At 73.4% G+C, this 14259-nt stretch carries 15 protein-coding genes; 5 read left to right on the top strand and 10 right to left on the bottom strand.

Annotated features, from left to right (window positions below; all coding sequences use genetic code 11):
• Nucleotides 1–16 precede the first annotated feature (16 nt).
• On the top strand, nucleotides 17–1885 hold the full coding sequence (locus PH189_RS03700; protein WP_274187398.1) for a helix-turn-helix domain-containing protein: 1869 nt from the start codon (nucleotides 17–19) through the stop codon (nucleotides 1883–1885).
• A 147-nt stretch (nucleotides 1886–2032) separates the two neighbouring features.
• Nucleotides 2033–3076: an alcohol dehydrogenase catalytic domain-containing protein gene (locus PH189_RS03705; RefSeq protein ID WP_274187399.1), complete on the top strand. Its 1044-nt coding sequence runs from the start codon at nucleotides 2033–2035 to the stop codon at nucleotides 3074–3076.
• A 72-nt stretch (nucleotides 3077–3148) separates the two neighbouring features.
• Here PH189_RS03705 and PH189_RS03710 read toward each other — a convergent pair whose 3' ends face one another.
• A complete protein-coding gene (locus PH189_RS03710) occupies nucleotides 3149–3751 on the bottom strand; it encodes an amphi-Trp domain-containing protein (protein WP_274187400.1) in 603 nt (200 codons plus the stop codon).
• 150 nt (nucleotides 3752–3901) lie between these two features.
• On the opposite strand from PH189_RS03710, the gene PH189_RS03715 reads away from it, so the two are divergent.
• Nucleotides 3902–4147, top strand: coding sequence for a hypothetical protein (locus PH189_RS03715; protein WP_274187401.1), 246 nt, complete (start codon nucleotides 3902–3904; stop codon nucleotides 4145–4147).
• A 418-nt stretch (nucleotides 4148–4565) separates the two neighbouring features.
• Here the strand turns inward: PH189_RS03715 and PH189_RS03720 are convergent, their stop codons facing one another.
• The 4 genes from PH189_RS03720 to PH189_RS03735 form a co-directional block, all read right to left on the bottom strand.
• Complete coding sequence (locus PH189_RS03720; protein ID WP_274187402.1) at nucleotides 4566–5441, bottom strand: HTD2 family dehydratase; 876 nt, start codon at nucleotides 5439–5441, stop codon at nucleotides 4566–4568.
• Complete coding sequence (locus tag PH189_RS03725) at nucleotides 5438–6625, bottom strand: CaiB/BaiF CoA transferase family protein (protein ID WP_274187403.1); 1188 nt, start codon at nucleotides 6623–6625, stop codon at nucleotides 5438–5440. The genes PH189_RS03720 and PH189_RS03725 overlap by 4 nt, the downstream gene beginning before the upstream one ends.
• A 51-nt stretch (nucleotides 6626–6676) precedes the next feature.
• Nucleotides 6677–7432 (bottom strand): enoyl-CoA hydratase-related protein, encoded by a 756-nt coding sequence (locus tag PH189_RS03730; protein WP_274187404.1) that lies wholly within the window; start codon nucleotides 7430–7432, stop codon nucleotides 6677–6679.
• 80 nt (nucleotides 7433–7512) lie between these two features.
• Nucleotides 7513–7845 (bottom strand): VOC family protein, encoded by a 333-nt coding sequence (locus PH189_RS03735; RefSeq protein WP_274187405.1) that lies wholly within the window; start codon nucleotides 7843–7845, stop codon nucleotides 7513–7515.
• 64 nt (nucleotides 7846–7909) lie between these two features.
• Between PH189_RS03735 and PH189_RS03740 the strand changes: the two genes are divergently transcribed.
• Nucleotides 7910–8380 (top strand): GNAT family N-acetyltransferase, encoded by a 471-nt coding sequence (locus PH189_RS03740; protein WP_274187406.1) that lies wholly within the window; start codon nucleotides 7910–7912, stop codon nucleotides 8378–8380.
• 108 nt (nucleotides 8381–8488) lie between these two features.
• Here PH189_RS03740 and PH189_RS03745 read toward each other — a convergent pair whose 3' ends face one another.
• The 5 genes from PH189_RS03745 to PH189_RS03765 form a co-directional block, all read right to left on the bottom strand.
• Entirely contained in the window at nucleotides 8489–9250 is a 762-nt protein-coding gene (locus PH189_RS03745; RefSeq protein ID WP_274187407.1) for an SDR family NAD(P)-dependent oxidoreductase, read from the bottom strand.
• Between the two features lie 25 nt (nucleotides 9251–9275).
• Complete coding sequence (locus PH189_RS03750) at nucleotides 9276–10313, bottom strand: transketolase family protein (protein WP_274187408.1); 1038 nt, start codon at nucleotides 10311–10313, stop codon at nucleotides 9276–9278.
• Nucleotides 10310–11188, bottom strand: a complete 879-nt coding sequence (locus PH189_RS03755) for a transketolase (RefSeq protein ID WP_274187409.1) — start codon at nucleotides 11186–11188, stop codon at nucleotides 10310–10312. The genes PH189_RS03750 and PH189_RS03755 overlap by 4 nt, the downstream gene beginning before the upstream one ends.
• A gap of 27 nt (nucleotides 11189–11215) precedes the next feature.
• On the bottom strand, nucleotides 11216–12625 hold the full coding sequence (locus PH189_RS03760) for an MFS transporter (RefSeq protein ID WP_274187410.1): 1410 nt from the start codon (nucleotides 12623–12625) through the stop codon (nucleotides 11216–11218).
• Nucleotides 12626–12865: 240 nt separating this feature from the next.
• Entirely contained in the window at nucleotides 12866–13525 is a 660-nt protein-coding gene (locus PH189_RS03765) for a GntR family transcriptional regulator (protein ID WP_274187411.1), read from the bottom strand.
• Nucleotides 13526–13899: 374 nt separating this feature from the next.
• On the opposite strand from PH189_RS03765, the gene PH189_RS03770 reads away from it, so the two are divergent.
• Entirely contained in the window at nucleotides 13900–14238 is a 339-nt protein-coding gene (locus PH189_RS03770; RefSeq protein WP_274187412.1) for an ArsR/SmtB family transcription factor, read from the top strand.
• Nucleotides 14239–14259 lie beyond the last annotated feature (21 nt).

Here is a 14259-nt window from a genome sequence, read left to right on the forward strand (position 1 = left end):
ACCTACGGTCGCTCTCGTGACCGGGGCGCGCGAGGTGGAGGCGGCGCGCTGGCGGTTCCTGCGCGGTGGCGCAGCCACGATCGGTGACAGCGCGGTCCGCGCGGTGGTGCTGGCCTCCTGGGAGCGCTCGCGGGCCCACGCCGTCGACACCGAGCGCCTCGGGGCGTCCTTCGTCGGCCACGGCGGTCCTCCGGCGACACCGCTCGAGGCCGCCGGCGCCGTGCTCGACGAGGCGCACGCCGACAACCCGGAGTTCGCCGGGTCGCTGCTGCTCGTCGACGCCGACGGCCTCGTCCGGGTCCGGCGCGACGGCGACCCCGCGCTCTCGGACCTGCTCGACGCCGTGCGCCTGGTGCCCGGCTACCGCCACGCCGAGGCGGCGGTGGGCACGACGGCGGCGACCCTCGCGCTGCACGAGGGGACGGCGCTCGCCGTCGAGGGTCCCGAGCACTTCCACCCGCAGCTCAGCTCCCTGGCCGCCGCGGCTGCTCCCGTCGGGACCGGCCGGCCCGACCTGGCCGTGGTCGTCGTCCGCCACGCCGCCGACGGCGCCGCCGACCAGCTGCCGTGGGCGCGGGCGCTCGCGCGGCGGGTGGACGACCAGGGCACCCGCCGGCGGCGGGCCCGGGTGCTCGCGCTGCACGACGCCCTCGACGCGGCGGGCGCGGACGGCGCGCCCTGGGCGGTGGCCACCGACGGCGACGTCGTGCTCGCCAGCAGCGGCGTCCGCCGCGTGGCGCCCGAGGACCAGCAGTCCCTCAGCGACCGCGCGCTCGCCGCGCTGGTGATCGACGAGCCGCCCCGGCCCCACCACGTCGACCTCCCGTCCGGGACCTGCGCGGAGGTCGCCGTGCACGAGATCCGGGCCGACGGCGTACCCGTCGGCTGCGTGCTCACCGGCGGACCGGCCGAGCACGACGAGGCCCCGGCAGCGACCGAGGCGCGCCGCCGGCAGGGCTCGCACGTGGCGCCGACCGCCCGCCGCGACTTCGCCGCGCCCCTGCGCGACGACCGCTCCGCCGCGGAGCGCACGCACGCCGAGGCCCGGGTCCGCGCCAACCGCGAGCTGCTCAGCCCGTACCTGCGGGCGCGCCAGGAGGTCGTCGCCAACCTGGGCCACCGGCGCCACCAGGTGCTCCTCGGCGAGACCGGCGTCGGCAAGCGCACGCTGGCCCTCGAGCAGTTCCACCGGCTGCACCCGGACGGCGCGGTCACGGTCGTCGAGTGCGCCAGGATCGGCGACACCCCGGCGGCGACGGATCCCCTCGCCGGGCTCGCGGAGGCGTCACCGTCCCGGCCCCACCTCGCTCTGCTGCGCGGGATCCAGGCCCTCGGGCCGGTCGCCGCGCGTCGGCTCGACGAGTCGTTGCGTGTGCTGGTGGCCCGCACCGACCCCGTGGTCGTCGTCGGGTGCCTCGACACCGCGTCGGTCGACGCCACCCGTCCGTACGGCCTGCTCCTGCGCCATTTCCACGAGACCGTGCGGGTGCCGGCCCTGCGCTACCGGGCCGACGAGCTCGGCGACATCGCGCAGTCCGTGCTGCGGACGATGACCACCGGGCGCTCGCTGCGCCTGTCCCACCAGGTGGTGCGCGTGCTCGAGGGCTACCCCTGGCCGGGCAACATCAACGAGCTCGAGGACGTGCTGCGCTACGTCGTCGCCCGCAAGCCCGTGGGCGTCGTCCAGGCGCCGGACCTGCCGTCCCTGTGCTTCACGAGCCGCGCCCCGAAGCTGTCGATGCTCGAGACCGCCCAGTGCGACGCGATCATCCAGGCCCTCTACGAGGCCCGCGGCAACCGCTACCGGGCGGCGGCCATGCTCGGGATCGCGCGTTCCTCGCTCTACCGCAAGATCGACGCCTTCGGGATCAGCTACATCGCCTGATCGGCACTGTCCCGGTTCCCGGTCAGTGATCCACACCGGACGCGCGCCCGTGACGCGGATGGTCCCGGAATGGGACAGGCGCCTGTGTCCTGCGCCACTAGCGTCGGTCGACGGACGACGCGGCAAGCCAACGAAGGCGGCACACACATGAAGGCACTGGTCTACCACGGTCCGGGCAACAAGGCCTGGGAGGACGTCCCCGACGCACGGGTGGAGGAACCCACCGACGTCGTGGTCAAGGTCGAGACCACCACCATCTGCGGGACGGACCTGCACATCCTGCAGGGCGACGTCGCCGCGGTCACCGACGGACGCATCCTCGGCCACGAGGCCGTCGGCACCATCACCGAGGTCGGCGACGCCGTCCGCGGGTTCTCGGTCGGCGACCGCGTCCTCGTCCCCGCCATCACGAAGTGCGGGCGCTGTGAGTACTGCCAGCGAGGCATGCCCTCGCACTGCCAGACCGTCGGCGGCATCGGCTGGATCTTCGGCCACCTCATCGACGGCACCCAGGCCGAGTTCGTCCGCGTCCCCTACGCCGACACCTCGCTCTACGCGGTGCCGTCGGGGGTGAGCGACGAGCAGGCGATCTTCCTCGCCGACTCGCTGCCCACCGGCTACGAGGTCGGTGTCCTCGCCGGTGGCGTGCGCCCCGGCAACACGGTCGCGGTGGTCGGGGCCGGCGCGGTCGGCCTGTCCGCCGTCCTGACCACCGGGCTGTGGGGCGCGTCGAAGGTCATCGCGATCGACTCGAACAAGTTCCGGCTGGAGAAGGCCCTCGAGTTCGGCGCGACCGACGCCGTCGAGGTCGGCCCGGGCACCGTCGGCGACGTCATCGGCCTCACCGACGGGCTCGGGGTCGACGTCGCGATCGAGGCCGTCGGCTACCCCGAGACGCTGCTCACCGCGGCATCGCTGGTCCGGCCCGGCGGCACCATCGCCAACGTCGGCGTCCACGGCACGCCGGTCGAGCTGCCCATGCAGGACATGTGGATCTCGAACGTCACCCTGACCATGGGCCTGGTCGACACCGTCTCCATCCCGACCCTGCTGAAGATGGTCGCCTCCGGGCGCATCCCGGCCGAGAAGATGGGCACGCACCGCTTCACGTTCGACCAGTTCGACGAGGCCTACGACGTGTTCGCCAACGCGGCGGCCAACCTCGCGCTCAAGGTCGTCATCACGCCCTGAGCGGGTCCGCCCGCAACGGCGCCGTCACGCGTCCCCTCCGCGTGGCGGCGCCGTCGCGCGTGACGGGACGGTTCAGCCGTCGCCCTCGGCGGGGGCCTTCGCCGAGGTCTTCCCGGACGCCTTCGCCGGCGCCTTCGCCGGGGCCTTCCCCGCGGTCTTGGCGGGTGCCTTCGTCGCGGCCCTGGTCGTCGACCGAGCCGTGGACGCGGCGTCGTCAGTGGCCGACGTGGCGGTGTCGGTAGCCGCGTCCACCGGGCCCTCCGGCGACGCCGTCACCGAGGCGCTCGCGGCGGGGGTGGACGCCGAGGTGGACGGCGAGGTGGACGGCGAGGTGGACGGCGAGGTGGACGGCGAGGTGGACGCCGGGGTGGAGGCTGCGGACTCGTCCTCGGTGTCCTCCTCCTCCTCCTCGTCCTCGTCCTCGTCCTCGTCCTGGGGCGCCGACCGGGCGCTGCGGCGCCACGACAGCTCGATCTCGAGCTCCACCTCGTCGCCGTCGATCTCGACCTCGATCTCGAGGTCCATCTCGTCCGCGACCGGCACGGTGAGGACCGGGCCGGACAGCGAGAGCTCGGCGGATCCCCCCTCGCGGATGGCGTCGGCGAGGTCCGCCAGCCAGTCGGCCACCTCCTCGCGCGACAGCGTCACCTCGTGCTCGACCTTGACGTCCGACATGCGCCGTCCCTTCCTCGGGGCGCCGGTCGGTCCCGTGCGCCGTCTCCGGGTCCAGCCTCCCGGATCGGCGCCGCGGTGGCATCCAACGGCTGAACTGCTCCTCGAGCGGGCACCCCCGCACCAGGACGGCCGACGACCTGGGGAGGGCGCATGGCCGAGGACACCGCAGACGACCGGGGCGACGACGCGACGCCACCCTCGGACGACGTCGAGGCCGCGCTCGGCGCGGCGGTGGACGACGCCCTCGCCGACGAGGTCCGACGTCAGAAGAGGCGGTTCGTGCAGGGGCTCATGGACCTGGACCGCCACGAGGGCGTCGGTCGCGACGACGGCCGGCGCAACGACAGCACCTACCGCGACCTCGACCCGGGCCGTCGGGACGACCCGGAGGCCTGACGCCGGGCCCGGACGACCGCGTTCGAGGGCGCCGAGCACGTCGTCGACCGAGACCTGGGTCTGCCCGGACGCGGCGCTGGGGGTGGGCGGGCCGCGACCACGTCCGGCTGCTCGGCGAGCACCCGTGTCCAGCGCCGTTGCCATGAGTCCCGGTCGAACGCCTCGCTCACGGTTCCTCCTCGCCGACGACCGATCCGTCGACGCCACCGTGCCCCCGCCGGGGACGAGGGGCGAGGAAGCTTGCCGTTCCGGCAAGCGCCGGCGTCAGCTCCAGCCGCGGGCGACCGCGAGGAGGCTGAGACCGCGCCCCTCACGACGGAGGGCGAGCCAGGTCCGCAGGGTCCGCATGGGTGCGGAGGGTGCCGGGGAGCCCGGTCGGTGTCCATCGAACAGGTGTGCGACCGGTCCGTGCGGTCGCCTACCCGCGGACGGTGCCTGTGACCGACGGCGACGTCCCGGGCACGCCCGCCTCGAGGGCGAGGCCGTCGTCCGGCTGGTCGGCCGCCGGCCCGGCGACCACGTGCTGGCCGGCGAAGACCGGGCGGCTCAGGCGGAAGTCGAACCGGCGCACCGGCTCCGTCGGGCGGTGCCGGCGCGGCACCTCGAGCAGCTGCAGGGCCAGCAGCGGCCCGTGCACCACCAGGCCGGGGTAGCCCTCGACCTGCGTGACGTACGGCAGGTCGTAGTGGATGCGGTGGGTGTTGTAGGTCAGTGCCGAGAACCGGAACAGCATCGTCTCGCTCGGCGTGAGCGTCACCGCCTCCGCTCCGGGGGTGGGGGCGGGCTCGTCGGGGGTGTCGAGCGCGAGGCCGCGGGCCTCGCCGGGCGGCTGGGAGCGGTAGACGACGTCCTGCTCCTCGGTGAGGATCGTCGTGCCCGCGCGCACGAACTCGTGCCGGACGGTCACCAGCAGCATCTGCCCGCTGCGGCCGGACTTGACGTCGCAACGCGCCAGAGTCGAACGGCGCTCGAGGGTCTCGTCGACCCGCATCGGCGCGTCGATCTCCAGCCGGCCGCCGGCGATCATCCGCCGGCGGTGCGGCAGCGGGGGCATGAAGTGGCCCTGGGCCGGGTGGCCGTCGTCGCCGAGCTGGTCCTGACGGGGATGGTCGAGGAACCCGAACCAGTGCCACAGCGGCGGCAGGTCGTCCCCGCTGCCCGCGACGGGGGGCAGGTCGAACAGGCCGGACACCGCGCCGACGGTCCAGGCGTCGGTGGAGCCGGAGGTGACCAGCGGCTCGGGGGACCACCCGCGGACGAGCTCGGCGAGGTCGGGCGGGGTCGGGGCGCTCATCGGTGCTCGGCCTCCGAGGCGTCGGTCGCGCGCAGCCACGCGCGCACCTCGTCGTCGTGCTCGCCGACAGCCGGGACACGGGCCGGCGGGGAGGGCCACCCCGCCGTGACCGGGGGCCGCAGCATCTCGATGTCGCCCCGCGGGGTCCCGACGGTCATCCAGCGGTCGCGCGCCTGCAGCTGGGGGTGGTCGGCGAACTCGTCGAGGGTGCGCTGGCGGACGTTGGCGATGCCGGCGACATCGAGGCGGCGCTCGGCCTCGGTCACGTCGAGACCGGCGAAGACGCCCTCGATCGCCGCGTCGAGCTCGGCACGGTGCTCGGCGCGCGCCGCGTTGCCGCGGAAGCGCGGGTCCTCGGCCAGGTCCGGGCGCTCCAGCACGTGGGTGCACAGGGCGGCCCACTCGCGCTCGTTCTGCACCCCGATGGTGATCACGTGCCCGGAGGCCGTGGAGACGGGGCCGTAGGGCGCGATCGTCGCGTGCGCGGCGCCGGCCCGGCTCGGCGACGTGCCGCCGTAGCGGGCGTAGAGCTCCGGATAGCCCATCCACTCACCGAGCGCCTCGAGCATCGACACCTCGAGCGACCGTCCGCGGCCGGTCCGCTCGCGGTCGTAGAGGGCGGTGAGGATGCCGGTGTAGGCGTACATGCCGGCCGCGATGTCGGCGATGGAGATGCCGGCCTTCACCGGCGCTTCCGGGGTGCCGGTGATCGAGACGAGCCCGGCGTCGCACTGGATGAGCAGGTCGTAGGCCTTGCGGTCGGAGTACGGGCCGCCGGCCCCGTAGCCGGACACGTCGCACGCGACCAGGCGGGGGTGCTCGGCCGCGAGGGTGTGCGCGTCGATCCCGAGACGCCGCGCCGCGGCGGGGGCCAGGTTCTGGACCACGACGTCAGCGCGCGCGACGAGCTCGCCCAGCGTGCGGCGTCCCTCGTCGGACTTGACGTCGAGGGTGATCGAACGCTTGCCCCGGTTGAGCCAGACGAAGTGGCTCGACTGCCCGCGCACGGTGGTGTCGTAGCCGCGGGCGAAGTCGCCGTCGCTCGCGCGCTCGACCTTGATGACGTCCGCGCCCAGGTCGGCCAGCTGGCGCGTCGCGAACGGCGCCGCGACGGCCTGCTCCACCGCCACGACGACGATCCCCGCGAGGGGACCGCCCGCCTCCGTGTGCCCCTGCGGGCTCATCGTGCTCCTCTCTCGGCCTCGCCCCGGCCGGGGCGAGGCAGGCCAGGTGGCTCAAGGTGTCGGGTCGCTCCAGACCGGCGGGCGCTTCTCGGCGAAGGCCGCCAGGCCCTCACGCTTGTCGGGTCCCTCGGCGATCCGCACCTCGGCCCGGTGGGTCGCCGCCCAGCCCGCGTCCTCGGCCTCGGACCACTGCTCCTCGAGCGCCGCCAACGTCGCCGAGACCGCGGTCGGCGAGGCCACGCAGATCTTCTCGGCGAGCTCGAGGGCCACCTCGATTGCGGTGCCGGGCTCGGCGAGCCGGTTCACGAAGCCGATCTCGTGGGCCCGCCGCGCGTCGAGGCGCGCACCGGTCAGCAGCAGCTCGCGGGCGACGTTGAGCGGGAGGCACCGCATCGCGCGAGCCAGGGCGCCGGAGTTCGCGACGAGGCCCCGCCGGGTCTCGGGGAGGCCGAAGGACGCCGTCGCGGAGGCCACGACGAGGTCGCAGGCCATGGCGATCTCGAAGCCGCCGCCGAGCGCGAGCCCCTCGACCGCCGCGATGGTCGGCTTGGCGTGGCGGCGCCGGATGATGCCGTAGGGACCGCCCCGGGGCGTCGGCTCGCCGGGGCCGGCGACGATGTCGGTGCCCGCGCAGAACACCTCCCGCGTGCCGGTCAGGATCGCGACCCACAGCCCGGGATCGTCCTGGAACCCGTTGAGGGCCGCGTCGATGCCTCGCGCCGTCGGCCCGTCGATCGCGTTGCGCTTCTCCGGTCGCTCGATCCGGACGACGAGGACGCGGCCGTGCCGGTCGGTGCTGACGGTCATCGAGTGCCTCCCTCGTCGAACGGGGCCGGGACGGGTCGGTACCTGCTGATCTCGATCAGATTCTGGTCCGGGTCGCGGACCTAGACACTGCGGATCGGCCCGAGGGCCCCGGTGCGGTCCACCGGGCCCTCCTCGATCGGGACGCCATGGGCGGCGAGGCGCGCGATCACCGTCTCCAGCGCGTCGTCGGTGACGAGGCACAGGTCGGCGCTGCCGGGGGTCGGGCGGAGGGCCTTGGGCTCGAACTCCTGCCCGGCCCGGTGCAGGTTGATCTTGTTGCGGCCGAAGGCGAGCGCCCGGCGCCCGCCGCCGAAGGTCACCGGCTCCATCCCCAGGGCGTCGACGTAGAAGGCGATCGTCGCGTCGATGTCGGCGACGGTGAGCACGACGTGGTCGAAGCCCTGCAGCGGCATGGTCGTCCTCCCTCCGGAGGAGCGCGGGCCGCTCGTCCGTCGACGCGGGTAGTGTCCCCCGCCCGTGGGAATCCGCCGGATCGCTCCGACCGACGTCGGGACCGTCACCGAGCTGGTCCACGAGCTGGCCCGGTACGAGAAGGCCGCCGACCGGTGCCACCTCACCCCCGAGCAGCTCTCCGCGGCGCTGTTCGGCGAGCACCCCCACCTGTTCGGCCACGTCGCCGAGCAGGACGGCGCCGTGGTCGGGTGCGCGCTCTGGTTCCTCAACTACTCGACGTGGGACGGCGTCCACGGCATCTACCTCGAGGACCTGTTCGTGCGCGCCGACCACCGCGGCTCCGGCCTCGGCAGGGCGCTGCTGGTCGAGCTGGCCGCGGAGTGCGAGCGGCAGGGCTACTCGCGGCTGCAGTGGTGGGTGCTCGACTGGAACACCCCGGCGATCGAGTTCTACCGGTCGCTCGGGGCCGAGGCGATGGACCAGTGGGTCGTCTACCGCGTCTCGGGTGACCCGCTGCGCGCGCTGGCGCGGTGACCGACGCTCACGGCCCGCCCTCCCCCGTCCCGACGGCACCCGTCCCGGGCGTGCGCGCGCGCGGAGAGCCCGGCGGCCCCCCGGCGCCGGGCTCCCCGCGGTGGCGGGTCAGTGGATGTGCGAGCCCCCGTTGACGTCGTAGGTCGCGCCGGTGATGTAACCGGTCTCCTCGCGGCAGAGGTAGGTGATGAGGTCGGCGACGTCGTCGACGCGCCCGTTGCGCCCGACGGGGATGCCGGCGAGCAGGGCGGTCTTGCGCTCGCCCTCGAGCGCGCCGCCGGTGATGTCGGTGTCGATCAGCCCGGGCGCGACGCTGTTGACGGTCACGCCGGACGGGCCGAGCTCGCGGGCCAGGGCGCGGGCGAAGCCGAGCTGCCCGGCCTTGGCCGCGGAGTAGGCGACGCCGCCGAAGACGCCGCCGCCGCGCTCGGCGGAGACCGAGGAGAGGAAGACGATGCGCCCGAAACCGCGCCCGGCCATGCCGGGGGCGAGGCGACGGGTGACGTTGTAGGCGCCGCGGACGTTGACGTCGAACACCCGCTCCCACTCCGCGTCCGTGACCTCGAGGAACGGCACCGGCGACGTGATGCCGGCGTTGTTGACCAGGGCGCCGACCGGCGGCAGGGCCTCGGTCACGGTGGCCAGGGCGCTCTCGACGGACGCGCCGTCGGTGACGTCGCAGGCGGCCCCGAGGGCGGCGACGCCGTGGGTGGCGGCCACGTCGTCGGCGGTCTCCTTGGCACCGGCCTCGTCGAGGTCGAGCACCGCGACGTTCCAGCCGGCGGCGGCGAGGGCGTGGGTGGTGGCGCGGCCGATGCCGCGGCGGGATCCGGCGCCGGTGACGACGGCGGTCATGTCGGACATGGGCATGGGAGTCTCCTGGAGCTCAGGGATGTCAGGCGGAGGGCGGCGAGGGGTCGGCCGGCCAGGGGGCGCGGTCGTTCAGCTCGGCCTTGATGCGGGCGACGACGGCGTCGGTGGACAGGCCGTAGCGGTCGTGGAGGGTCGGGAGGGCACCGGCGGCGAGGAACTCGTCGGGCAGGCCGATCTGGCCGAACCGAGTGGAGACCCCGCCGAGTGCGAGGGACGTACCGACCGCCTCCCCCAGACCGCCGATGACGGTGTGGTTCTCGCAGGTCAGGACCAGCCGGTCGGGGCGTGCGGCGCGGACGATCGCCTCGCGGTCGAGCGGCTTGATAGTCGGCACGTGCAGGACGGCGACGTCCACGTGGTCGGCCTCGAGGCGGGCGGCGGCCTGCAGGGCCCGCATCGTCATCAGACCGGTGGAGATGAGCAGGACGTCCCGGCCGGTGCGCAGCTCGGCGGCCTTGCCGAGCTCGAAGCGGTAGTCGTACTCGTCGAGAACGGTGGGCACCGACCCGCGCAGCAGGCGCAGGTAGGTGGGGCCGTCGTGGTCGGCGAGCGCGGGCACGGCCGCCTCGATGTCGACCGAGTCGCAGGGATCGACGATGGTGAGGTTGGGGCAGCCCCGCAGGATCGCGAGGTCCTCGGTCGCCTGGTGGCTCGGTCCGTAGCCGGTCGTGAGGCCGGGCAGGCCACCGACGACGTTGACGTTGAGGCCGGGCTCGGCGATGTCGAGGCACAGGAAGTCGTAGGCGCGCCGGGTCGCGAAGACCGAGTAGGTCGACGCGAACGGGACCAGGCCGACCTCGGCCATCCCGGCTGCGGCGCCCAGCAGGACCTGCTCGGCCATGCCCATCTGGAAGAACCGGTCCGGGTGGGCGGAGCGGAAGACGTGCATGTCGGTGTACTTGGCGAGGTCCGCCGACAGGCCGACGATCTCGGGGCGGTCCTCGGCGAGCGCGGCGAGGGCGTGCCCGAACGGCGCGGGGGTGGTGCGCTGGTCGGGGTCGGCGAACGACGCGATCATCGCCGAGGTGGTGAGCTTCGTGCGGGGGGTCGCGGTGGTCATCGCGTGTGTCCTTCCAGGAGCTGGTCGCGGGCGGTCTGCCACTCGTGCTCCTCGACCCGCAGGAAGTGCGCCTTCTCGCGGGTCTCGAGCATCGGCACGCCGCGTCCGGGGCGGGTGTCGCAGAGCAGGACCGACGGCGCGGTCGGGGCGTCGGTGAGCTCGTCGACGGCGGTGACGAGGGCCGCCACGTCGTTGCCGTCGACCCGACGGACCGACCAGCCGAAGGCGCGCCACTTGTCCTCGAGCGGATCGATGCGCAGGACGCCGGCGGTCGGGCCGTCGGCCTGCAGGCCGTTGACGTCGACCACGGCGAGCAGGTTGGACAGACCGTGGTGGGCGCAGGACATCGCGGCTTCCCAGGTGGAGCCCTCGTCGAGCTCGCCGTCGGAGAGCAGGTTCACCACGCGGGCCGCGTTCCCGAGGTGGCGCAGGCCCAGCGCCATGCCGGTGGCGACGCCGAGCCCGTGGCCCAGCGAGCCGCCCGAGATCTCCATCCCGGGCGTGTACGAGGCCATGGCGGACATCGGCAGTCGCGAGTCGTCGGAACCGTAGGTCTCGAGCTCCTCGGCGGGGATGATGCCCGCCTCGGCGAAGGCGGCGTAGGCGGCGATCGCGTAGTGGCCGATGGAGAGCAGGAAGCGGTCGCGCTGCGGCCACTCCGGGTCCTCCGCGCGGAAGCGGAGCAGGTCGCCGAACAGGACCGCGAGCACGTCGGCGACGCCGAGCGCCTGGCCGATGTAGCCCTGGCCCTGCACCTCGCCCATGTCCAGGGCATGGCGACGAATTCGGTAGGCGGCGTCGCGGAGCCGCACGATGCGGTCGGGGTCGGCCGCGGCGGAGGTGCCGGTGGGTGTGGGGCTGGTCAATGAGGTCATGGGGTCCTCCTTGGTGGGACGGGGCCGTCAGCGGCCGGAGGCGGTGGACTCGGCGGACGCCGCCTCGCCACGGACCGGGGAGGCCAGGGCCAGGGACCGCTCGAGGGCCTCCACCTCGGCGCGCTCGCTGCGCCCCCAGGTCTCGCGGGTGAGCAGCGTCGCGGCGACGCCGAGCAGGCCGTAGACGGTGATGAGCAGGGCGGGGCCGATCCAGCCGAAGCCGGCGAAGAGTGCGGTGGCGATGAGAGGGGTGAAGCCGGAGACCACGGCGGACAGCTGGTAGGCCAGCGAGGCGCCGGTGGTGCGGGTGCGGGCGGCGAACAGCTCGGAGAACCAGGCCCCTTGCACGCCGGCGAGGGAGTTCTGGCAGATCGCGTAGCTGACGACGAAGGCGAGGACGACGGCCACCGCGGTGCCGGTGTTGAGCAGCAGGAACAGCGGGACGCCCCAGAGCAGGGTCACGATGGTGCCGAAGAGGTAGACCGGCCGGCGCCCGACGCGGTCGGTGAGCGCGCCCCAGCCGATCGTGGCACCGATGCCGAGCGCGGAGGCGATCATCGTCGCGGTGAGGCTGATGCTGCGGTCGGCGAGCTCCTCGCTCACCAGGTACGACAGGACGAAGGTGACGGTGACCGCGTAGCCCGCGGTCTCGGTCACGCGCAGGCAGAACGCGCGCAGGATGTTGCGCCAGTCGGTGCGCAGGACCTCGGTGAGGGGGTTCTTCGCGATGTTGCCCTCGTCCTTGAGCTCCTCGAACTCGGGGGACTCCTCGACCTTGAGCCGGATGATGATCCCGACGGCGATCAGGATCGCGCTGAGCAGGAAGGGCACTCGCCACGCCCAGTTGCCACCGAGGGGCACGCTCGCCAGGAAGGCGAGGTTGGCCAGCAAGAGGCCGACCGGGAAGCCAGCCTGGGTGATGCCGGTGTAGAGACCTCGTTTGCGCCACGGAGCGTGCTCGAAGCACATGAGGATGGCCCCGCCCCACTCGGCGCCGAAGGCCAGGCCCTGGACGACGCGGACCAGGACGAGCAGGACACCGGCCCACACACCGATCTGGTCGTACGTGGGCAGGGCGCCGATGAGGACGGTCGCGACGCCCATCAGCAGCAGCGACGCGACGAGCACCGGCTTGCGGCCGATCTTGTCGCCCAGGTAGCCACCGATGATCCCGCCGAGCGGGCGGACCGCGAACCCGATCCCCAGCGTGGCGAACGAGAGCAGGGTCCCGGACAGCGGGTCGTTCGCGGGAAAGAAGACGGTGTTGAAGTACAGGGCCGCGGCGATCCCGAAGCCGATGAAGTCGTAGGTCTCGATCGTGGCGCCCACCGAGGCGCCGATCGCGACGCGCTTCCGGGAGGCGGTGCCCTCGATGGGGTGGCGGGTGCTGGGACCGGCCGGCCCGGGGTCGGCCGGGGGCACGTTCCGTTCGGTCATGGTGATCTCCGCTGATCGTGTGGACTCGACGGGGTGACTGCCGCGCGTCGGCCAACCCCAACAGTCGACTGTTAACAGTCGTCTGTTGGAGATGAATGGTGGGGTCGAACGAGCGCTCTGTCAACAGTCAGCAAAGGCCGGATTTGCGCGGTTGACCTGCGATGATCACACACAGCTCTCGGCGAGATCGCCGGAGCGCGGCGTCAGGCGATCTCCCGGAGATCGACTCGGACGGGAGGGTCAGACCGCGTCGTCGGCCGCGGCGAAGTGGTCGGCCGCCGCGGCCATGTGCTCCTCGACCACCGAGAGCGCGGTCGCGAGCTCGCCGCTCTCGATCGCGTCGATGATCGGGGCGTGGCGATCGCCGGCCATCATCACCGGCGAGCCCTCGGCGTCGCCGTTCATGATCGTCACCCTGATGCGGCCCTCGAGCGCGCGCCACGCCTCGACCAGCATCGAGTTGCCCGCGAGACGGCACAGCAGGAGGTGGAAGCCGAGATCGGCCTCCACGCGGTCCGCGAAGTCGCCGCTGCCGAGGTCCTGCAACGCGTGGCGCAGCGTGTCCGCGGCCTCCTGCCGGCGCGGCGAGTTGATGATCTCGGTGACCGCTAGGCCCTCGAGCGCGGCACGGACCTTGAACAGCTCGCGCACCTCGGTGGCCGACAGCCGGTTGACCCGGAGCATCCCGCGATTGCCCGCGGTGACCAGGCCTTCCTGCTGGAGATGTCGCAGCGCCTCGCGGACGGTGCCCCGACTGACGCCCAGGTGGCTCGCGAGCTCGACCTCACCCAGGTGGTCACCCGGGCGGTAGCCGCCCGAGGTGATGGCCGAGCGCAGCGCAGCCAGGGACCGCTCGCGCAGCGTGCTGCGATCGAGGCTTGACAGCGGCTCGACGGTCACGGGGCTCCCTCACGCACGTACCGATCCTACCGCCGGCTGCCGACATGCAGGGTGATGACTGTCGACAACCGTCACCATCGCCACGCGCTCCGGCCTCGGCCATGCCTGGACGGAGCGACCTCGCCCTGCATGATCCTCGGCGGGTTCGGGGAGCGCATCGACCGCTCCGAGCTCGCCGTCGTGCACATGAACGTCTCCTCCCGCCGAGCCACCTCAGGGGCAGCATCGGAGAAGCGCCACCGGCAACGACGCCCTCGGAGGCGTCTCGTCGACGTCCATCGCCACCCTCGCGCGCTCGTCGCGCATCCCGGACGGGGGACGGACGGCTCGGCGTGGAGACGTGGACACCCATCGACCGGTGTTAGAGTCCGGCCGTGGAGTCCGAGAACCTCGCGTTCGACGCGCTGTCGGACCGTGTGCGGCGCCGGATCCTGAGCGCCCTGGGCGACGAGGGCGAGCTGACCGTCACCGACATCACCGAGCGCGTGGGAGCGGTCGGTCGCACGACGATCTCGAGCCACTTGCGCGTCCTGCGCACCTCGGGAATCGTGCGGGAGCGCCGGGTCGGACGGAATCGCTACTACTCCCTCGACACCGACGGCGCCGTCCGTGACGCCTTCACCTACCTGCAGTCGATCATGCGAGAGAGCGTCGACGATCTCCCGCGGGCGACGTCCTCGGCGCCACGGGAAAGTGACCGCGGCGTCGGCTAGCACCTGAAAGCCTACGGGGCC

Origin of the sequence: Actinomycetospora chibensis (assembly GCF_028737215.1) — a bacterium.
Taxonomy (GTDB): Bacteria; Actinomycetota; Actinomycetes; order Mycobacteriales; family Pseudonocardiaceae; genus Actinomycetospora; species Actinomycetospora chibensis.